The sequence below is a fragment of the Mucilaginibacter achroorhodeus genome (assembly GCF_007846095.1).
Classification (GTDB): Bacteria; Bacteroidota; Bacteroidia; order Sphingobacteriales; family Sphingobacteriaceae; genus Mucilaginibacter; species Mucilaginibacter achroorhodeus.
The window spans coordinates 183,903-203,819 of record NZ_VOEI01000004.1 but is presented as its reverse complement, the minus strand read 5'-3'; the positions used below and the strand labels follow the sequence as shown (position 1 = coordinate 203,819).

Sequence of the window (19,917 nt, the reverse complement as noted above, 5' to 3'; positions counted from 1 at the left end):
ACGGCAGATAGCTTTTGAGTTTATCGAATAAAAAATGTTTTTTGGTTATTAAATCCTAATATCAGAATTTCATCGTAATTTAATAGGGAAAGAAATTCTTGAAACAGACCTCTATCACTTAACGGTAAGTTCCACGCCATGAATAATGTATTACAGCCATTAGCAATAGGTCTGCTCTTTGTATTAACTTACATTGCGGAGCATATTTTTCCGGAACAAAAAGGAATTTTAAAGAAGAGACATGATCTTATCAATATCGCCATTGGTATCATCAATTTAATATTTTCGTTTATTAGCGGCTATGGTTTGCAGAAGCTTATGAATTACGCTGCGGGACAGCATTTAGGCCTTGTTCCTTTTTCAAACATTCCTGCATTACTATCAGTGCTTATGCAAATTTTCTTAATCGATTTTTTCGTTTATTGGTGGCATCGGATCAACCATAAAATACCATTGCTCTGGAAATTTCACAAATTTCATCATGAGGATGAAAGTATGAATTCAACAACGGCAGTCCGATTCCATACGGTAGAATTATTTTTTTCAATATTAGCAAAGGCGGTCTTTCTGGTGTTGATGGGCATTACAGTTACGGGATTGATAGCATATGGCATTTTGTTTTTCCCGGTTGTATTGCTCGTTCATTCGAATATCTGTATCAACACGAAGTTGGACTATAAGCTAAGAAGATTGATAGTAAGCCCATTAATGCACCGGATACATCATTCTAAAATAATCTCCGAAACCAATTCTAACTATGGTTCGATTTTCCCTTTTTGGGACCGGTTATTTAAAAGCTATACCAAAGCACCTACTTCAGAAATCAAATTTGGCTTATAAAATTTTGGTTTTTAATTTTCGATAGTAGCATCAATTTTATGTTTAAAGTGAGCAAAATCGTATATTTGTATAGTCAATAGGGCGTGTTACCTATGTAACTACCTTAAACAACGGCAACTAAAGCAAATCATTGTAAATCAATGATTTAAGGAAATAGGTTCGAGCCCAGGTGGGCGCACTGAGTAGAACGTTTCTACATGTTAAAAGCTCTTAAATCGATGATTTAAGGGCTTTTTTATTAATTATCCTTTCTGGCTCATTGCAATCTCGTTGTCTGCAAGCCTGCTGTTTTTTTTTGTTAACTTCGGTTACGGAATCAAATTATAAATGATATGCACTTGTATCAGTGATTCGCCACTGATTGAACACCTTTAAATTTCAAAGTCTTTTAATGAACATTATACTATCAATTATTTTCTGAAACAATGATTAATCACTACAAGAATTTATATCAAAGCAGTTGCTATCAGAAAAGCATTTGATAAATATCTAAACCTGCTACGTACTTGGTTTACTTTTTTCTGTTTCTGTCTCCTTATCCATCTTGCCGCCATCCGTTTGCTCACCGCAAGGCCTGATGGATCAAACTTGATACGCTTGGTCTTGTACAACCTTCTTTTACGACCAGGTCTCCGCTGAGCCATTCTCCAGGTTCATAATAACAATAAAGCCTGGATCACCGTTGAAGGTGACCAAGCTTTACCCGATAAAAATTCTATTTAAAATCAACAGGGATAACCAACTTAAAAGTGATGTTTCGGCCCATGTTGAAAATACCCGGCTGCACGCCTGTCGGCACCGTGGCATTGTCAAAATATTTCAGCCTGCTCATGTTAGATTGATAACTTACATTGGCGAGGTTGGTACCTTCAACAAACAAACTCATTACATTTCTGCCCTTTGAGTTATACAGGCTTCCTCCCAAACCGGCACTTAATAAGTTGTACCCTGCCGTATAGGTCTCTGTACCGTACGCCGCAAAAAAACGGTCCTGCGCATTAAAATGATCAAAACCCACAAAGGCAAACAGATTACGGAGTGACTTGTACCCTTTTGCAAAACTTCCCCTAAGCTCTGAATGAGTGTGCAATGGCGGAATGAATGGCAGGTATTTCAAACTGTCGGGAACAGCAGATCCGTTACCTAAATTTTGCCCATAGGTAAGTGTCAAAGCGTTTGCGAAATGCAACCAGGATACCGGGTGAATGTCCAAATTAAATTCAGCGCCTTGGATCTTTGCTTTGGTTTGTACGTAAGTAAAAGTGTTGTATCCCTGGGTAATTACCGGGCTTCCGTCTGCATTCAGTTCCTGCTCCTGAAATATGTAATTAGATATCCGGTTGTTGTAAATTTCCATGCTTGCAGATACGTAAGGCAGTGTCAAAAATGCTCCAAAATCTTCCTGAAGGCTGAATTCCGGTTTGAAATCGCTGTTACCGATATGATATATCTGTGAGCCAGGGTCTGGACCATTCGCAGAAAGTTCGGCTATGCTTGGCGCACGGAAACCACGGGCTATGTTTGCTTTTACTGCGAAAGCATGAGAAAAATTATATGTTGCACCGAAGCTACCGGTAGCACCAGAAAAAGTTTTGCTTAGCGCAGAAAATTGCTGGGTAACGTTGTTAGCATTTGTGGGGTTTGCACCCGTATAAAGTTGCGGGAAATAAGCTTTGGTTGTATCTATGTAAGCTGCCTGGCCGGTAAATGACCGGCTGTCATAACGTACGCCACCGGCTAAATCTAATTTGCCAAAAGTTTTCCGCGCTACCAGGAATGGCCCAATATCGAATTGGTGATAAGCCGGGATGGGAAAATCAGTGCTATTGCTCCCCAGTTTGTTGTCCTGGTACATACCATTAACACCCAAAGTAGCATCATAACCGTTTCCTAAAGGGTAATTGTATTTTACGTCATAGGTGTAGCTGTTCAACTGCAGGTTTAAACCCGGGATATCTGCATCCTGCGGGTGTGTATATTCTCTGCGATGACTGTATTGATAACCCAGGTTTACGATCAGGTTTCCGGGACCGATAACAAAATTGCTGTTATTGTAAACACGGTAAAGCTGCACACGCTGATGCAGTACAGGTATATCGTAGGAATTGAGCTCTTTATCGGAAACAATAGGCCGGTAAGTATCTGCATCTGTTATTTGTTTGGTAAATTTCCGGGTGATAGAGTCACGGCTGCCATCCGGAATGTCCTGTTGATCGTCAAACAAGGTGGCGTGGAAATAAGAATAACCCCAGGATTTGTTGACACCCAGCATCAGGTGTACGTCTTTTTCTTTAAATCCGGTCGCATATACCCTTCCGTCGTGTGGGTTCTGGTAATCTTTCGCCACTTTACTGGATAGTACCGTTCCCCATACCAAACCTTTGTTATTACCAAACAGATTGACGGAATTGTTCCACAAGCCATTGTTAGTTCCGTAGCTATTAGTAACGGCACCTTTAATAGTACCTTCAGCTACGGGCTGAGGTGTCAGCAAATTCACTACACCACCTATCGCATCTGATCCGTATGTTAGGCTGGCCGGGCCTTTGATGATCTCTACGCGATCTATTGTGTTTTGGTCGACTTCTATACCGTGCTCGTCGCCCCATTGCTGGCCTTCTTGTCTTATGCCATCTTGCAGGGTTACCACACGATTGTAGCCGAGGCCATGTATAAAGGGCTTCGATATATTAGGCCCGGTTGTAACTGCGCTAATGCCGGGTAAATTGGCAATTTCATCGATCACATTGTTGGAGGCAGCGCGCTGATCAAGGAAACTTTTGCCAATAGCAACCATAGGTACCGGGTTACGTTTGATCTCGGTGGCTTTGCTAACACCTGTGATAACAACCTCGTTTACTTCTACCGCTGAGGCCTGCAACTGGAAATTATGGTTACTTGCAACCGATAGGTTTACGCTTTCGGCAATGGCCCTGTATCCAAGCGAACTCACCTGAACAAGATAAGTCCCCCTGGGAAGATTATTAAAGTGGTAAACGCCGTTCTTATCACTTATAGTGACGATCCTTAGGTCAGGAATACGGATAACTGCGCCAGGTATGGCTTCGCCTGTTTTAGCGTCCGTTACCTTTCCATCGAGTGGGGTGATAACAGATGAAGCGAACAAAAATGCAGGCAGCATCAACAGCAAAAAGCTGAAAAGTATTTTGGTTTTCATATTTATGAAGTATGGGTTTGAAATTTAATTATCTGATAAACGTCAAGCCGAAACAGGCGGCGCCCTTCCACACAGAATATGAACTGTTGTATGATAGCTAAGTGCTAAGTTGCTAACAAGGTAACTGTAATGTTTAACGTCAAGAATTACCGTTTGACAAGCAGATGCCGCAGGAAGCGGCGGATGGAAATTGAACTGGCAAATACTGCACCTTGATTTCTCCGGGCCAGAATGTTCTTTAGAAGCTCTTTCTTGCTTTACAGGATGGTGGTGGTGAAACGAAACGGTTATCTGCCCGGCAAGAAACGCCCAGGCGAGTAGAATTGCAATGCAAATGGTGTTTACTTTCCGCAGTTTCAAAACGTTGGTAAAAGTATTAAGTTGGCACACACAATTGCAGCATTGTTGCAATATCTAATCCTTTTCTAATTTGCCGGCTTAAAAGTATAGATTACATGCTAAATGACACAGAGGACTTCGCAGTTTATGTTTAAAAGCCCTTAATCATTGATTTAAAGGTTTTTAATTTGACTTCGCTCTGCCTAAGAATAAAAAAATTCTCCAACGATAGGGTTGTAACATCGGAGAACAGTCACCCGTTTTAGTTCCAATTCAAAAACAACGAGGCTTTATAAGTAAAGCCTCGTTATTTAATTATATTGAATGTTAATTGATCACTGGTAAAGAGCCACCATCAATTGCGTAGATGGTTCCTGTAAGATAAACTGCAGATGGAGACACCAGGAAGTGTACAAGATTTGCAACCTCTTCCGGCTCTGCCATCCGGCCCATCGGGATACCACCGGTTTGTGCCATCAGTTGTTTCATGCCTTCTTCCGGAGTTACACCTGCAGAAGTTGCATAATCGTTTATAAATTTCACCATCGGTTCTGTTCTAACAGGCCCGGGTGCAACCGTAAGTACTCGAACCCCCTTTTCGGCAAGTTCAGTAGACAACGCCTTGCTATAGCTGTTAAGCGCGGCTTTAGACACTGCATAAGCCATATTTAAATTCCACAATGCTTGTTTGCCGGCTACAGATGAAATGTGAATGATAACGCCGCTTTTTTTCTCGATCATTTGCGGCAGTAAGATCCTGTCGAGCCTGATGGCCGATATAAGGTTCAGATCCAGTTCCTGCTGCCAAAGCTCATCAGTAAGCGTGCTATGGCCACCGCCGGGAGTAGTAAGCCCACCAACGTTATTGATCAAAATGTCAATGCCGCCAAACGTATCTGCTATTTCTTTTGCAAGAGCCGATACCTGATCTGCCTTGGTAAGGTCGGCCGCTATAAAATGATGAGTTATATCATCAGGCTTTGTTCTGGCGCTGACTATAACCGTGGCCCCTGCTCCTGCTAATTCATCTGCAATTGCTTTTCCGATACCTTTAGTACCACCTGTAACTAATGCTCGTTTTCCTTTCAAATCTTGTAATTCCATCTTTTGCTGTTAAATATTCTGAAACAATTGTTTCAGAAATGAATAAAAAAATTTATTTAGTCAATTGTTTAATAAAATATTCTGCCATTCGTTTGATTTTTATGGGGTCGCCGTGAAGGATGAATGATTCGTACCAGCCGGTCCAGATACTGTTAAAATAATCGGCGAGTAAAGCGGGGTCTTCGTCGTCCCTTATCTCCCCTTTATCCATCGCCTTTTTAATAAGGTTGTGTAAAAATTGATAAGACCGCTGGTCATCTGCCGCCAATATTTTCTTCACACGTTCATCATTTGTTGCTACCTCAAATGCGCTTTTCACAGCCATGCAACTGTCTTCACAATTAATGATAATATTCACCGCTTCGTGAATGTAGTCTTTTAAAATAGCTAAAGGAGATCTTTCACTTGACAAGCGTTTGTCCCAATCCTCTTTCCTGATGTCAGTGTAGTGTTGTACACATCGAACGAATAACTCCTGCTTATCGCCAATGGTGTTGTACAAACTGCTGCTATTGATCTTCATGGCATCGGTCAGGTCGCGCAGAGAAGTAGCGTTATAGCCCTTCTTCCAGAAAACTTCCATCGCTTTCTGTATAGCTGCTGCTTCGTCAAATTCTACATTCCTGGCCATTGCGATACAAAGGTAGGTAAATCCGAAACAAGTGTTTCAGATTTACGTCATTTTCGATTGGCAAGCTTCCAACCTTGCTGTACTATCAACAAGCTCTGATATCAAATTCTATGAAACACACCGCAAACACCGTAAAAAATGCCATAGGTTAATAAAGTGCTGCATTACCTTTGATGTAATAATATTAACTATTAACAACCATGGAACAAAAATTCCCACTGCCACCTTTTACCTATGAAAAAGCAGTACAAAAAGTGCAAATGGCAGAAGATGCCTGGAATACGCAGGACCCTGAAAAGGTCTCTAAAGCTTATACGGTAGATAGCGAGTGGCGCAACAGGTCGACCTTTTTAAACGGACGGGAAGCAATCGTAAAATTCTTGACCACAAAGTGGGAAAATGAGCACCAGTATAAACTAAAAAAAGAGCTTTGGGCTTATACAGATAACAGGATCGCGGTACGTTTTGAGTACGAGTATCACAACAATGAAGGCCAATGGTTTCGTGCTTACGGCAACGAGAACTGGGAATTTGACGAAAACGGCCTTATGCAAAAACGATACGCCAGCATAAATGATGTGCCTATCCGGGAAGAAGATCGTAGATTGTAACGAAGGCTTTTAAACTAATATGGCACTCAAAAATTCCTTCAACTTAATGCGTGTCTATCTCTAAAATATTTCGGGCACGGAAAAACCTAAAGATGATCAACATAGTCACATAACTCCAGAAAACGCTATTGAACATAAACTCAAGGCAGTTACCTCTCCAGAATATCTGAAACAGTCCTGCAAAAATTACTGCAGAACCCAGAAAGTATCCGCCAAATAATTGTTCGGCCTTTTGAGATATTTTCTGGGCCGTAAAGCCGTAAAGGAACAAGCCGATCCAAACACCTATAGCTCCATAAGAAAGATAACAGTCAACTATGTAGGCCGGTTTAGCAGATACAGCAGAGTTAACGCTTGTTACCTGTGCACGGTATACACGGTCCATCACCAGGGTTTCTACATTTGGTTTATTGGGCCACAAAAACCTGGGGATCACCATTTTCGCAGCATCTGTAGTTATTTTGAATCCATAAAATGGTGTAAAGTATGGCGTGTTGCTAACGTATTGGGTAAACATTTTAATTTCAGATATTCTATCTGTTAAAAAAGCCCAATTATCTTCCAGCAAGCCTTCGCGCCCGCTTTGGAGTACGGCATTTATACTTTCGTCGCGCGCAGTTACCAAGTCCACCCCACTGCCTGCCATTTTCCTGAAATTCCCTATAAACGTTGGAAGTATAAAAAAAAGTGCTAATAACAAAACCGTAAAAATTGGAATTATCTTTTTACCAAAAATCGGTAAAAGATAAATGCCAAGCAGTAACACGCTAATGATCACCGGTTCTTTAAAACCAGATGATAAGGTGCTTATAAGGTTGATGATAAATAAAGCAAGTGCGAAATAGTAATTACCTTTTTTCTTTTCGCGAATAGAGAACGCCAAACCAACCGTACCTGCAACAAAACTTAACCCTGTGAACTGAACGCTGAATTGACTTAAAAAATTAACTTTTGCAAAAAACAAACCTAAGGGAAGAGAGATAACCGCCATACCCAATAGCAAATTGCTGATTGATGGCGCATAGGCTGTATACCGTTTCTCCACCGGATATTTAACAGCCATAAAAATACCGTGCACCAGTGCCGCATGCCCTAATACATAGTAACGCTGGCATTGGGCAATGGTATCATAAACCGATCCATCTATCCCGAAGTCTTTACCGATATAATCAAAGTACTTGTAACCCAGTAAGCTAACGTAGTAAAAAATAGATGTACAACTCATGTACCCTGCAAATATTATCTGCATTAAAAAAATGGGCCGCATCAATTGCTGCAATGGCGGCATATCTGTTGGTAACGGTTTTAGAAATCCGTTGTACGAGATAAAGAAAATTAAAAAAGAACCCAGCCAGGCAATTAAATATGATACATGTGCATCTGATCTGAATAGCAACGATATAATATACGGAATATATAAGACGAGATAACGAAACGGACTATTCTTGATCATGATCTTAAACTCCAATTAGTATGATCAGTCATTTTTGCCGCTTTTCCAGAATTGCCACCATTTTTTTGGCTCTTCGTCATAATATCCGGATGACGCGTAACCTGAGTAGTCAGAATAATAGTATGTTTCGTTGCCGCTGCCTTTGCTGTAATCTGTTGTATAATAGTTGGAATGCAAAGCGTCGTTACCAAAAGCATTGAGAATAATTGCCATGTTGCTTAAACCGTACTCTCTCGAAAGTCTTTCCGGGATGTTGGCAGCCCTGAGTTGCGATGTACCTGATCTGATAATGAAAAGATTAATGTCTGATTCTCTTATAAGCGGGATGGCGTCAGAAACAAGACCAACCGGTGCCGTATCTACCAATATGTAATCATAAGATGCTGTAAGTTGGACGAGCAGATCTTTCATTTTCTTGGTATGCAGTAACTCCGATGGATTGGGGGGAACAGGCCCTGAAGGAATAAAATCTATCTTATGCGTCTTGTCATGAACAGTAATTTCTTCAAGTGTGTTTTGATCAGACAAATAAGTACTTAAACCCTTTTTATTTTCTATTCCAAAAGCGTGATGAAGCCTTGAGCGTCTTAAATCTCCCGCTATCAATAATATCTTTTTATCAATCAACGCCAAGGTACTTGCCAGGTTTATAGTCACAAACGACTTTCCCTCTCCTGATATCTCAGATGTGATGCAAATGATTTTACTTTGCTTATGACTTGCCATAAAGCTGAGATTTGTACGTACAGATCTCACCGATTCGGCAAATACGGACTTGGGTTTTGCCAGAGAAAGCGCCTGGGTATTACTTTTATCGATATAGGATGGAAACTCTCTTATCACCCCAATGATCGGTGTTTGGGTTAGCGCTTCAACAGTCTCTTTATCATAGATGTACGGATTTAAAAACCTCACCAATAATATTAAGCCGATACCAGCTCCTAAGCCCAATAAAATAGCGTAAGTGTAGGTCCTGCCAGAATCCGCCGCTATGGAAAAGTTGTTAACGTAAGCAGGATTTACAATTGACGCACTTGGAACAACAGCTGCAGCATTCATCTCGGCCTCTAATTTCTTTTCCGATAAAAACGACCGTACCTTATTGTTTACCTCAAAATTTGCATTCAGTTTAACAAATTGCTGCTCCTTTTTGGGTATTCGTTTAATGCTTTCATTAATAGTAGCTATTTGTTTATCAATATATTCCAACTCGGCGACCTTCCTGTTCTTTAGCGAGAAAACATTATTCTTGATCGCATCTTTGATCTTTGTGATTTGATTATCCAAAGATTTCATCGGCGCAGAATTACCGTTGTACTGTGCTGACATGTCTTCCCGGTTGGCGAATAACTTATTTAACTGCGTTATTAGGCCGGTTAGCATAGGGTCAAAATCTCCTTCAAGATCGAGGTTGATATCAGCCTTATTATAATTGGAAACCAACTGTTGAGCAAGTCTCTCTATACCAAGCAATTGGAGCTTAAGCACCGCCTTTTGCTTTTCATAATCAGATAGCTTCGCAACCACATCAGCGGATGCACTACTGATATCAGTAATATTGTTGCTTGATTTGTAACTGGCTAAACTATTACCGGATTTGCTGGTAGCCTGGTCAATAAACGCCATTTGGTTATCGATGAACTCGGCAGTTTGATTGGCAGACATCCTTCGCTGTATCAGATCATACTTTATGTATGATTTCATTATCTCATTCAGCAGATCAGCTGCAAAAGTTGCATTGCCATCTGTTTGAGATAAACTCATTACGTTCGTAAACTTTGCCGCCTCACTTACATTTAAACCACCTAAAATGCGGCCAACAAAATCTTCTTTAGCATTAAAATTAAAACGATAGGTTCCCCTTTCAGGTATCGGAGTTACTATCTTAAACTCCATATTCCCCATAGATAACACTTCTCCATAGCGATATTTTTTGCCGTCCTTCTTTAAATTATTAGGGTTACTTAAGGTAAACGATGAGCCGTCTACATCCTCAACCTGGTATTGTTCCCTACTAAAGTTAGAAGAATCCTGACGGATGATCTCAATTTTAAAAGGTACACTCGGATAGAGTTCGGTAAGGTTAATACGCCCAACTATGTAGTAAGAAATTTTATAATTCAGTTTAGATATGGCATCAAGGATAACCTGGTTTGACCGTATTGTATAACTCTCGGCCTGTATCTTATCCGTATAACTAAAGGTTTGCGACGGAGATGCGGCGCTTGTGTTAACGCCCTGTGCAGCATCTTGTAATTTTAACGAGCCGGAGCTCATATAAATAGGTTTTGTATACAAAAGGCGCAACTTTGCAATACCGACAGCAAACATCACACAAAACAATATCCAATACCAGCGGCTTAAAAATACCCTGTAAATTTTGTAGAAATCTATGGTTTGGCTTATAGACCGCTTTATCTCTGTAGAATGATTTTCCATTTATTGATCAAGAGCATCTAAAATAACAAGATTAATGCAAACAGAGCGAAAAAACGGCGTTTCTATTATTCTTTATCAATAGAGATGACTATGTGACCTTTCAATTTTCTCCTTACTTCAAAATCAATCAAAACAGTTGCGACGTAGTTAACCAATAAAGATTGAATTAGCGCTGTAGTTAAGTAATGATCTGAATCACAAATTTTCTTAACAACAAAAAAGCCGCTTAATAAGCGGCTTTTCAAAATCATTGATGCTGTTAAACTGTTGGATCTATCTTTTGTTCATCCGGCATATCATAAACGGATGGTTCGCGCTTCAATATAGCTGCACTTACAAGGCTAACTATACAGCCAAATATTGTGGTACTTATGGCAGAACCTACAGCAAATAATACTGGACCATATGCGGTCATAATTCGATTTGATTTATCGATAGCTTGTTGAGACTGACCTTTGTTCGCTAATGCCGCTTCTTGTGTATCAATCAGCGTCTGCATTATCGTAGGATTAAGTACCTTTAAATAAATAAAAAGAAATAGCGAATATAAAATACCGGTAAACAAAGCGTATCTAAATCCTGCACTAAATGCTTTACCAAATGTAACAAACCCACCTAATCGATCTTTAAATTCTTTCTCTGTTAAAAAACAAAATGCAATAAACGGCAGATAGATAACATATTTAATAGGCGAATTTTGATCTAAGTTTAAAAATTGAAACGTATAAGTAATTACAATTGTCACGACAACATAGATAATTGCCCACTTTGAAGCGATCTTGGTAGGATTAGGTGCAAAGGTGTCCATTTATTTACGATTTAATTATTAAAGCTAACCAGTATTTCTAAAACTGCCATATCAAACGGCTGGTTAACGGCATTATCGGCTATCTCTTCTTTTTCTTCCTCGCTTGGTTCAGGATTTTGGAAGAAGGTGATCATTGGGTAAAACAATTCTTTTACTTCAGAATCATCAGGCACGGTGGCAGCTATCTTGTTCACTTCGCTTACCGGGCTTTCAACCAATATCTGATGTGCTATTACCGGTTCATAAATACGGTGCTCATCCTGAAACTCGTCTTCGTCAACCAATAAAAACTCTTTCAGATAATCTTCCAGTTCCGGCTCAAGGCCTTCGTCTGAGCATTCGTTCAAATACAATAACAGGTTAAGTAGTTCTGTGCCCCTGTCAAGAGTTTGCTCTTCAATGTCCTCCCATTCCGGGGTCTCCAGATAATCGTCCTCAAGCTTTTTAACATCTTCACTAAAGAAGTTGATCATCAGCAGATCAAAGAACACTTCCCTGAGTTCTTCTACCTGCGGGTTATCGTTGAATAGATTGTCAAGCAGGTCAACCTTGGTCATAAAGTCTGCATCAGAAGAAAAAACAGCTTCAAAATCAGGTTTTAATGCAACTGCATTGGTATCGCTATACTTGGTAAATGCCTGCAATGCAGCGTTTATGGCATTGCTCACTTTTTGATCGGTCATTTGTTGGAGGTTTTAAAATTTTGCTATTTGATTGTTGTTAATGCTTAACAACACTTTACCCTTTAAGTTCTGACCTAAAAATGGTGAGTTAAAACTTTTAGACAGATTTGCCGCGCGGCTGTACTCCCACTCTGTATCAACGTTAAAAACCGTTAGATTGGCATTGGCACCTTCTGTTACAGTGGCCGCATCAACATTTAATATTTGGCGCGGGTTTACGGCAAGTTTTTGCGCGATAAGTCCTGCACTCAAACCGGCTTTTAAAAGCAAAGGCAAAGCTGTTTGCAAAGCAATAACGCCAAATTCGGCCACTTCAAACTCAACATCTTTAAATTCTATCTCGTGCGGGGTGTGCTGGGTTACAACGGCATCAATGGTGCCGTCTTTTAGGCCGGCAATAAGTGCATCTACGTCTGCCTGCGTACGCAACGGTGGTTTAACTTTATATTGGCTATCAAAGCCCATCAAAGCCTCGTCGGTTAAAACAAGGTTATGCACAGCAACATCGCACGTAACATTAACACCCTTTTGTTTAGCCTGGCGTATCAGGTCTACGGCATGTGCAGTAGATATGGTAGTAAAATGGATAGCAGAACCGGTATCTTCGGCAAGGTATAGGTCGCGGGCAATCATCAGCTCCTCAGCAAGTGCGGGTATGCCCTTCATACCTAATACGGTACTTACTACACCTTCGTTAACTTTTGCCTTACCTGCGATGGACGTATCCTCGGGATAAGAGATTACTTTAGCGCCAAAATTTTGTACGTACAGCATTGCACGCTCCATTAAGCCGGCATCCTGCACAGGGCGGTTACCATCTGTAAAGGCCTTGGCGCCACTCTGGAACATATCATACATCTCGGCCATATCCTTACCTTCCCGTTTGTGCGATATTGTACCCAAAGGATAAATATCTACCAGCTTACCTTTTGCGCGGTTAAGCAGATACTCGACTTCGGCCTTTGAATGTACGGGGGGCTGAGTGTTAGGCATCAACGCCAAACCTGTAAATCCTCCAGCAGCGGCTGCGGCTGTACCGGTTTGCAAATCTTCTTTGGTTTCTAATCCCAATTCACCAACGTTACAATTCAGATCAAAAAAACCCGGAGAAACATAACCGTTTGCAGCTTCAAAAACCTCGGCGTTATCATCACTAAGCGATGAACCTATCTTTTCAATTTTCCCGTTCCTGATCAAAATATCGGTAACCTGGTTATGAAAAGGCGAAGCGGGATCAACAACAGTGGCGGATTTAATGAGTAAATTCATTAGCGCTGTTTTATGGTGAGGTTAGTTGATATTTTCCAGCTCCGCGATTTGGCTTTTTGATACTTTAAAGTATCGTACCAGTAATATCTCAATAGCTAAAAATATCAGCGCCAAAATTATACAAAGTTTCCATAATTGCAGCCCCGAATTTGCAGCACTGCCGATATTATTTGCATTGAGTTTATTGCCGTTAAGCAGTTCCGTCTTTGCCGGAAACATTTGTTCAAGTTCCTGCGGCGAAAAATAACTCAAGTCAGATTCGCTCCTGTTATCGTTGAACGCCAGTACAGCGGCAAGGCTATCCTGCTTCCTTAACTCGAAAATGCCAGGCGAAAGCAGTTCTGATGGCGCAAATAATATAGTGCTTCCCTCTTGCTGGCGCACATCCGGGATAATGATATCCCTACCTTTTACCAGCCTAAGTAGCGATTTTTCTGTTGATTGTAAAGGAACGGTCTCCATGACCTCATTGCTGCCAATGGTGTAAAAAAGTGGCATATCATGGCCGCTTAGCAAGGCAGCATGCAGCATTACCGGCACAAACAGCGCATGTACAGGCAAGCTGCTAAAATCTTCGCTTAGTGGAACAGCAGCAACAGTTACCTTGCCCTTGCTAACGGTTGTTTGCGCTAAGAGGTCAGTTCCTGTTTGTAATTTCATCAAATGTTCAGCTCGCTTCGCACCAGCTACTAATTGATAGTATTTGCTAACCTTTGGCAGGTCTGGGTTTTGAGGCAAGGCTTCAAAGATGCTTTTGAAAACTGCACTTTGCAGATCGATACTTACGACCTTGGTAGGCTCATTTACCAATTTATCGGTATAGCTGGCACCAATAGGTTGCAAAAGCGACCGGTAGCTATTTATATCGGCATCTGCAGACGGAAAAACAATCAGTGAGCCTCCTTTACGCACGTAGTTTTGCAATTGCTGAACCAAACCGGCAGATATTGACTTTATATCGCTGAGCACAACCAAAGGATAACTACTGAGCTGTGCGTAATCGACATTGCCATCCCCTACCTGGGTTGGTTTAAAAAAACTGTCACTCCCAAAAACTGCGGTTAGGTATTTATTTGGCATACCGCCGTTTATCAACAATATCCGCAACTCATCACTCACCTTGAATGAAAAGTAAAATTGGTTATCAAAGGTGATGGGGTTATGCTGCAACTCTATCTCACCGCGTTGCCAGCCTTTCTGTAAACCTGAAAACGAAAGTGTGTCTGTTTGCGACGATCGTGCCTTGATGGTAAAACTGCCAATGGCTTTTTGTATGCCGTTTATCTTGAGTTTCAACGGAACTTTTTCGGCAGCCTTATCAGCATAGTTATGGAGCCTTACAACCATTTTTTCACCCTCACCGGGGCGATGGGTCGCGCTGAGCAACCAGGCGGTATCAACCGCAACGTTGGGCATTGATGTCGGCTTAAGCTCTACCAGATCAACAGGGATATTTGAAGTGATCTGTTTATCTGCTTCGGCCATATTCTTATGAAAATCAGAAACAATAAAGATTCTTTTTACGTCATTACTGTGAAGATTTAATAGGTTTTGCTGCCTTGCTACCACCTGCAAAAATGTGCGGCTTTGAGCGCTTGGCTTTACAGCATCAACAGCATCATTAAACTCGCTGCGACTGAGCAGTCGCTGGTGCTTGCCTTCAAAATCATGGGTAAGAATTTGAAATCTGTCGTTAATAGAAAAAGCTGCTGATATCTGTTTGGCGCGTTGCTTAGCCTGATCAAACAGCGGGCCTTCCTTATTGATTGCCTGCATACTGTAGCTGTTATCAACAAATATGCTGACGGCTTGCTGTTTTCCCACCAGGGCTGCGTCCCTGCCTGGAAAGTATGGCCTTGCAAAAGCAAAAACCAGGAAAAGCAATGCCAATAAACGTGATGCTAAGATCAGCCGCTCACGCAGGTTACGCCTGCTGGCCTGTTGCAGCTGCACTTCTTTTAAAAACTGTACATTACTAAAGTACACCTTTTTGTACCGCCTAAAATTGAATAAATGGATTGCTACCGGTATAACCAGCGACAGCAATGCAAATAAAAAGGCAGGATACAAAAAGCGCATTAAGCAAATGTGCAAATTAATAGGCAGAGGTGCTAATAATTTGATATGGGCAAGGGTTTACTTAAGCTTCAATTAGCTCTTATTATGTGCTTACCATTGAGTGTCGTTCACGCTTGAGCAATTTTGATCTCTGTTAGCAAGGAATCTCCTGCCGCTAAGCATTTAAGCTCTTAATTACGCCTTCTTCTCCCCCTGCGGCTTTCAGAACGTTTTTTCTTGCTCGATCTTGATACCGATTGCTTTGAAGTCTGATCTGATTTTTTTGTTTGTTGAACAGCGGTTGGCACAACATCTGTCGAGTCTTTACTTAACTGTTTAACCGAAAAGCTATTGCTGCGCAGGCTATATTCTAACTGGCGGGTTGCGCCTGTAGTTTTGGCTAAAGAATCGTTACTACTATAAATAGGAAACTCTCGGATCAGCTTACCTTCCTTGATATAGAAATTATCACCTCCGCGATAGCCCCTACGCTGCGAGTTGGTGAGCTTAGGAAAATCTAACTTATTGGCACCGCTGTTATTAAATTCAAAAGCGTAGATGCGTGCGTAGCTTACCGTATCTTTTGCTTTAGCCTGTATCAATATCTCGGGATTGCCGTCGTTGTCCATATCGGCGTTAAAAACGTCGGTAATGCTGCCGTCGAGGTCGCCGGTGGTGGTTGTGTATTTGATAGCTGCAGAATCTGAATGGAGTATAGCAAACGCACCGGCATCGGTTGAGCCCCGGCCCCAGCTTACCACATCATAAGTTTGCCCCGGCGATACCTCTATTGCCTTATGATACCTGAAGGGCGCCATCAAAGCGGGCTTGGGAGGTGCGCTGGCCTTAACCGGCTTTTTATCATTACTACTGCATGCGGCAAGTAACGCCAAAGCAGCAACTACAAGTGAGTATCTACCTTTTAACATTATTTCGGCTATTAATTATACATCATATCCGGCGAAATTTCACCTTTAGGCTTACCGGGTATGGTCATGTAAACACGTAAGCCACTGCCCGATGTATTGGCATCCACATACTTAATAGTGATTTTGTGGTAACCTCTCTGCAACGGAATAGCACCCTGCTGCTCAATTAAACCTGTGCGACCATCATTATCAACAATAGGTATCTCATCTACCATCAATATCGAACCGTTTGATGATGCTGTTGAAAAACTGTAAACGCCATCAACATCTGTTCGCAGGTAACCGGTAAATATTACGCCATACTTGTCAAACGATTTTTTGAAGGCACTTAGTGCGGTGCTAAAGCTTTTTGCTACACCGGTATCAATTACAGCCGCCGGGTTTATCTGGGTGGTATTGATATAAGTACCTTCAGATACCTGATATTTCATACCAGGCGTATTGCCGTTGTAAGCAACAGGTGGAAGCGGGCGCTTGTTAAATACCTTGGCGGCAGTAATGCTGCTACGGCGGCCAGCCGGAGTTACCACAATAGTTTTCAGATCGCGATATTCGTTCAACGGCACCTGATATGTTATCGGGCCGGTGTAAAGTAATTCCGTTTCGCGGGGTGTGTAACCGTCAATGGTGTAATAAATTTTGGCACCCTTAACCGGCGATTTAAGATTCACAGTCATAGTTGGCGCTATCATTACCGTATCAGCCGCGCCGATGGCCGGTGGTACACGGAAGTTATAGCCATTCTTGTCGAACCATGCCAAATGATCGGGCAGGCGGGTTTCGTAGAAGTCCTTAAAGTTTTTATTAGCCAACGGGCTCCAGGCAACTTCAGACAGTGCCAACATGCGCGGCAGCACCATATATTCCACCTTATTTTCGGTTGTAATATACTCCGTCCATAAGTTGGCTTGCACGCCTTTGATATACTTTTGCTGGTCAGGCGTTAGTGCTGCCGGCGTCGGGTTATAAGCATAAGTTTTCTGAATAGGTGCGTTGCCACCAATGCCAACCGGCTCCTGGTTAAGTTTACCCTGAGTATGGTCGAAATATAAACCCTGACTGCTCGGCGTCATGATCACATCGTGGTTTTGTTTGGCAGCCTCAATACCACCCTCCTCGCCTCTCCAACTCATTACGGTTGCGTTAGGCGCTAAGCCGCCTTCCAATATCTCGTCCCAACCAATGATGCTGCGGCCTTTACTGTTTACAAACTTTTCCATACGCTGCACAAAGTAGCTTTGCAGACCATGTTCGTTTTTCAGGTTGAGGCGTTTGATAAGGTCCTGGCAAAATTTAGATTGCTTCCAAACTTCTTTCGGTGCTTCGTCGCCACCAATGTGGATATATTTGCTCGGGAACAGTTCCATCACCTCGGTCAACACATCCTGTAAAAAGCCAAACGTTTTTTCTGACGGACAAAAGATATTATTAAACACGCCCCATTTACCACTCACCTCATATTTCAAATTTGGGTTACAGCTTAGTTCCGGGTAAGCGGCAAGCGCTGCCAGGGCATGGCCGGGCATTTCAATCTCAGGCACCACTGTAATATAACGGTCGGCTGCATATTTTACCACATCACGGATCTGATCCTGCGTATAATAACCTGATACCGGCACGCCATCATACTGCAGCGGCTGGCGGTCTTTGTAATTACCTATCACGCTTTCTTTCCTAAAGCTTCCTACTGATGTTAGCCTCGGATATTTTTTGATCTCGATACGCCATCCCTGGTCGTCTGTTAAATGCCAGTGGAAACGATTGAGTTTATAAGCCGCCATCAGATCGATGTAACGCTTCACAAACTCCACATTAAAAAAGTGGCGGCACACATCTAACATCATTCCACGGTAGCCAAAACGGGGATAATCTTCAATGGTTACAGCAGGTAGTTTGGCAGTTCCGCCATGTTCAAGCGGCATCAATTGAATAAGCGTTTGCACACCATAAAAAAGGCCTGCACCTTTACCTGCAACAGTAACCTGGTTTGGTGTAATGGTTAAGCGGTAACCTTCAGCGGGCAAATTCTCTGTACCTGCCGCAGTAAAAACAATACTTGTAGTGCTTACACGTGCGTTTCGCGCGGCCGCCTGCTTGTTGTAGGCCATGTTATCGGCCATGTATTTTGAAAAAAACTGAACTGCTTTATTGTCAGGAGTATCTGCCTGTATCATAGTTTCCTGACTAAGAACAAACTCACCAGGAGCTTTTTTGACAGATACCGGTGCCGGGATGATACCCGCATAAGGATCGGTATCCTGGGCGTTAACTTTAACAGACGATATCAAGAGGCAGGAGAACAATAAAGCAGTTAGCTTTTTATGCATGATGTATTACTTCAGGTGAATAAATGAGCTGTGAATTTAACATTATTTGAAAATAATGCGTCAATATCACACAAAAATTACCTGAATAGAAACAAAAAAGCCGGTTCGTTATTAAGAACCAGCCTTTTTAAAGTTTTTTAGGAAGAGAAATCAGAGTTTGGTGTTTAGTGGTTAATTCCCTGCCTATTTAGGATTTAGAGATTAGTATTTAGATTTTTTTTCCAACCTAATCTCTGATCACCAATCTCTAATCACTAACTACGCCGTTACAACATGCTCTTTAGCAGCCAGGTAACGCTCTGCATCAATGGCGGCCATACAACCTGTACCTGCGGCAGTTACTGCCTGGCGATAGATATGATCCTGTGCATCGCCACAGCAAAATACGCCCTCAATATTTGTTTCTGTTGAGCCGGGACGGGTTATGATGTAACCGGTCTCATCCATATTGATAGTTCCGCGGAAAATATCTGTATTAGGTTTATGACCGATAGCCACAAAAAAGCCGGTAACATCCAAAATGGTTTCTTGCTGTGTTTGGTTATTGCAAACTTTAACTGCGTTTACTGCGGTTCCATCTCCCATTATCTCAATGGTCTCGGTATTGTAAAGTACTTCTACATTCGGCGTATTCAACACGCGGTGAACCATCGCTTTTGATGCACGAAACTCTTCGCGACGAACGATCATGTAAACCTTGCGGCACATTTTAGCCAGGTAAGTAGCTTCCTCTGCCGCAGTGTCTCCCGCGCCAACTATGGCTACGTCCTGCCCTTTAAAGAAAAAACCATCGCACACCGCGCAAGCCGAAACACCAAAGCCACTGTATTTTTGCTCAGACTCCAAACCCAACCATTTTGCAGATGCACCGGTAGAAATAATAACCGTATCAGCTAAAATGGTTTTGCTTTCATCAACAGTAACCTTGTGTGGTAAAGATGAAAAATCAACAGCGCTAACGTACCCGAAGCGGATGTCAGTACCCAAGCGCTCAGCCTGCTTACGGAAATCTTCCATCATCTCCGGGCCTAAAACGCCATCGGGATAGCCCGGGAAGTTTTCTACCTCGGTGGTTTGGGTAAGCTGCCCGCCAGCCAGCATACCGGTATACATTACCGGCTTAAGATCGGCGCGCGATGCATAAATAGCTGCAGTGTACCCAGCAGGGCCCGAGCCAATGATCAAACATTTTACGTGTTCAGTATCTTGTGACATTTATTTCTTTGTATTGAGATGCGAAGTTAACAA

At 42.0% G+C, this 19,917-nt stretch carries 14 protein-coding genes; 2 read left to right on the top strand and 12 right to left on the bottom strand.

Annotation, left to right across the window (positions count from 1 at the left end; genetic code table 11):
* Positions 1 to 138: 138 nt before the first annotated feature.
* The gene (locus FPZ42_RS12645; RefSeq protein ID WP_146271934.1) at positions 139 to 840 is read left to right on the top strand and encodes a sterol desaturase family protein; all 702 of its coding nucleotides are present in this window, start codon (positions 139 to 141) and stop codon (positions 838 to 840) included.
* A gap of 715 nt (positions 841 to 1,555) precedes the next feature.
* Here the strand turns inward: FPZ42_RS12645 and FPZ42_RS12640 are convergent.
* From FPZ42_RS12640 to FPZ42_RS12630, 3 genes are all read right to left on the bottom strand, one after another.
* Positions 1,556 to 4,018 carry a TonB-dependent receptor gene (locus tag FPZ42_RS12640; RefSeq protein WP_146271932.1) on the bottom strand — a complete coding sequence of 821 codons (2,463 nt, stop codon included), beginning with the start codon at positions 4,016 to 4,018 and terminating at the stop codon, positions 1,556 to 1,558.
* A 666-nt stretch (positions 4,019 to 4,684) separates the two neighbouring features.
* A complete protein-coding gene (locus FPZ42_RS12635) occupies positions 4,685 to 5,461 on the bottom strand; it encodes an SDR family oxidoreductase (protein WP_146271930.1) in 777 nt (258 codons plus the stop codon).
* Positions 5,462 to 5,513: 52 nt separating this feature from the next.
* Positions 5,514 to 6,092: a TetR/AcrR family transcriptional regulator gene (locus FPZ42_RS12630; RefSeq protein ID WP_146271928.1), complete on the bottom strand. Its 579-nt coding sequence runs from the start codon at positions 6,090 to 6,092 to the stop codon at positions 5,514 to 5,516.
* A 200-nt stretch (positions 6,093 to 6,292) separates the two neighbouring features.
* Between FPZ42_RS12630 and FPZ42_RS12625 the strand changes: the two genes are divergently transcribed.
* On the top strand, positions 6,293 to 6,703 hold the full coding sequence (locus tag FPZ42_RS12625) for a nuclear transport factor 2 family protein (RefSeq protein WP_146271926.1): 411 nt from the start codon (positions 6,293 to 6,295) through the stop codon (positions 6,701 to 6,703).
* Positions 6,704 to 6,746: 43 nt separating this feature from the next.
* Here FPZ42_RS12625 and FPZ42_RS12620 read toward each other — a convergent pair whose 3' ends face one another.
* The 9 genes from FPZ42_RS12620 to trxB all read right to left on the bottom strand — a co-directional run bounded on the left by FPZ42_RS12620 (position 6,747) and on the right by trxB (position 19,884).
* A complete protein-coding gene (locus tag FPZ42_RS12620) occupies positions 6,747 to 8,156 on the bottom strand; it encodes an exosortase Y-associated Wzy-like protein (RefSeq protein ID WP_146271924.1) in 1,410 nt (469 codons plus the stop codon).
* 24 nt (positions 8,157 to 8,180) lie between these two features.
* On the bottom strand, positions 8,181 to 10,595 hold the full coding sequence (locus tag FPZ42_RS12615) for a polysaccharide biosynthesis tyrosine autokinase (RefSeq protein ID WP_146271922.1): 2,415 nt from the start codon (positions 10,593 to 10,595) through the stop codon (positions 8,181 to 8,183).
* A 259-nt stretch (positions 10,596 to 10,854) separates the two neighbouring features.
* On the bottom strand, positions 10,855 to 11,403 hold the full coding sequence (locus tag FPZ42_RS12610) for a DUF4199 domain-containing protein (RefSeq protein ID WP_146271920.1): 549 nt from the start codon (positions 11,401 to 11,403) through the stop codon (positions 10,855 to 10,857).
* Between the two features lie 11 nt (positions 11,404 to 11,414).
* The gene (locus FPZ42_RS12605; protein WP_146271918.1) at positions 11,415 to 12,086 is read right to left on the bottom strand and encodes a hypothetical protein; all 672 of its coding nucleotides are present in this window, start codon (positions 12,084 to 12,086) and stop codon (positions 11,415 to 11,417) included.
* 12 nt (positions 12,087 to 12,098) lie between these two features.
* A complete protein-coding gene (locus FPZ42_RS12600; RefSeq protein WP_146271916.1) occupies positions 12,099 to 13,355 on the bottom strand; it encodes a dihydroorotase in 1,257 nt (418 codons plus the stop codon).
* Between the two features lie 21 nt (positions 13,356 to 13,376).
* On the bottom strand, positions 13,377 to 15,434 hold the full coding sequence (locus tag FPZ42_RS12595; RefSeq protein WP_146271914.1) for a BatA domain-containing protein: 2,058 nt from the start codon (positions 15,432 to 15,434) through the stop codon (positions 13,377 to 13,379).
* A gap of 170 nt (positions 15,435 to 15,604) precedes the next feature.
* Positions 15,605 to 16,342, bottom strand: coding sequence for a hypothetical protein (locus FPZ42_RS12590; protein WP_146271912.1), 738 nt, complete (start codon positions 16,340 to 16,342; stop codon positions 15,605 to 15,607).
* Between the two features lie 11 nt (positions 16,343 to 16,353).
* Positions 16,354 to 18,669 (bottom strand): family 20 glycosylhydrolase, encoded by a 2,316-nt coding sequence (locus tag FPZ42_RS12585; protein WP_146271910.1) that lies wholly within the window; start codon positions 18,667 to 18,669, stop codon positions 16,354 to 16,356.
* A 258-nt stretch (positions 18,670 to 18,927) separates the two neighbouring features.
* On the bottom strand, positions 18,928 to 19,884 hold the full coding sequence (trxB, locus tag FPZ42_RS12580) for a thioredoxin-disulfide reductase (RefSeq protein WP_146271908.1): 957 nt from the start codon (positions 19,882 to 19,884) through the stop codon (positions 18,928 to 18,930).
* Positions 19,885 to 19,917 lie beyond the last annotated feature (33 nt).

Bases quoted from the DNA above. Each gene is read 5' to 3' on its own strand.
- FPZ42_RS12645 (WP_146271934.1), top strand. From the start codon at position 139: ATGAATAATGTATTACAGCCATTAGCAATAGGTCTGCTCTTTGTATTA.
- FPZ42_RS12640 (WP_146271932.1), bottom strand. From the start codon at position 4,018: ATGAAAACCAAAATACTTTTCAGCTTTTTGCTGTTGATGCTGCCTGCA.
- FPZ42_RS12635 (WP_146271930.1), bottom strand. From the start codon at position 5,461: ATGGAATTACAAGATTTGAAAGGAAAACGAGCATTAGTTACAGGTGGT.
- FPZ42_RS12630 (WP_146271928.1), bottom strand. From the start codon at position 6,092: ATGGCCAGGAATGTAGAATTTGACGAAGCAGCAGCTATACAGAAAGCG.
- FPZ42_RS12625 (WP_146271926.1), top strand. From the start codon at position 6,293: ATGGAACAAAAATTCCCACTGCCACCTTTTACCTATGAAAAAGCAGTA.
- FPZ42_RS12620 (WP_146271924.1), bottom strand. From the start codon at position 8,156: ATGATCAAGAATAGTCCGTTTCGTTATCTCGTCTTATATATTCCGTAT.
- FPZ42_RS12615 (WP_146271922.1), bottom strand. From the start codon at position 10,595: ATGGAAAATCATTCTACAGAGATAAAGCGGTCTATAAGCCAAACCATA.
- FPZ42_RS12610 (WP_146271920.1), bottom strand. From the start codon at position 11,403: ATGGACACCTTTGCACCTAATCCTACCAAGATCGCTTCAAAGTGGGCA.
- FPZ42_RS12605 (WP_146271918.1), bottom strand. From the start codon at position 12,086: ATGACCGATCAAAAAGTGAGCAATGCCATAAACGCTGCATTGCAGGCA.
- FPZ42_RS12600 (WP_146271916.1), bottom strand. From the start codon at position 13,355: ATGAATTTACTCATTAAATCCGCCACTGTTGTTGATCCCGCTTCGCCT.
- FPZ42_RS12595 (WP_146271914.1), bottom strand. From the start codon at position 15,434: ATGCGCTTTTTGTATCCTGCCTTTTTATTTGCATTGCTGTCGCTGGTT.
- FPZ42_RS12590 (WP_146271912.1), bottom strand. From the start codon at position 16,342: ATGTTAAAAGGTAGATACTCACTTGTAGTTGCTGCTTTGGCGTTACTT.
- FPZ42_RS12585 (WP_146271910.1), bottom strand. From the start codon at position 18,669: ATGCATAAAAAGCTAACTGCTTTATTGTTCTCCTGCCTCTTGATATCG.
- trxB (WP_146271908.1), bottom strand. From the start codon at position 19,884: ATGTCACAAGATACTGAACACGTAAAATGTTTGATCATTGGCTCGGGC.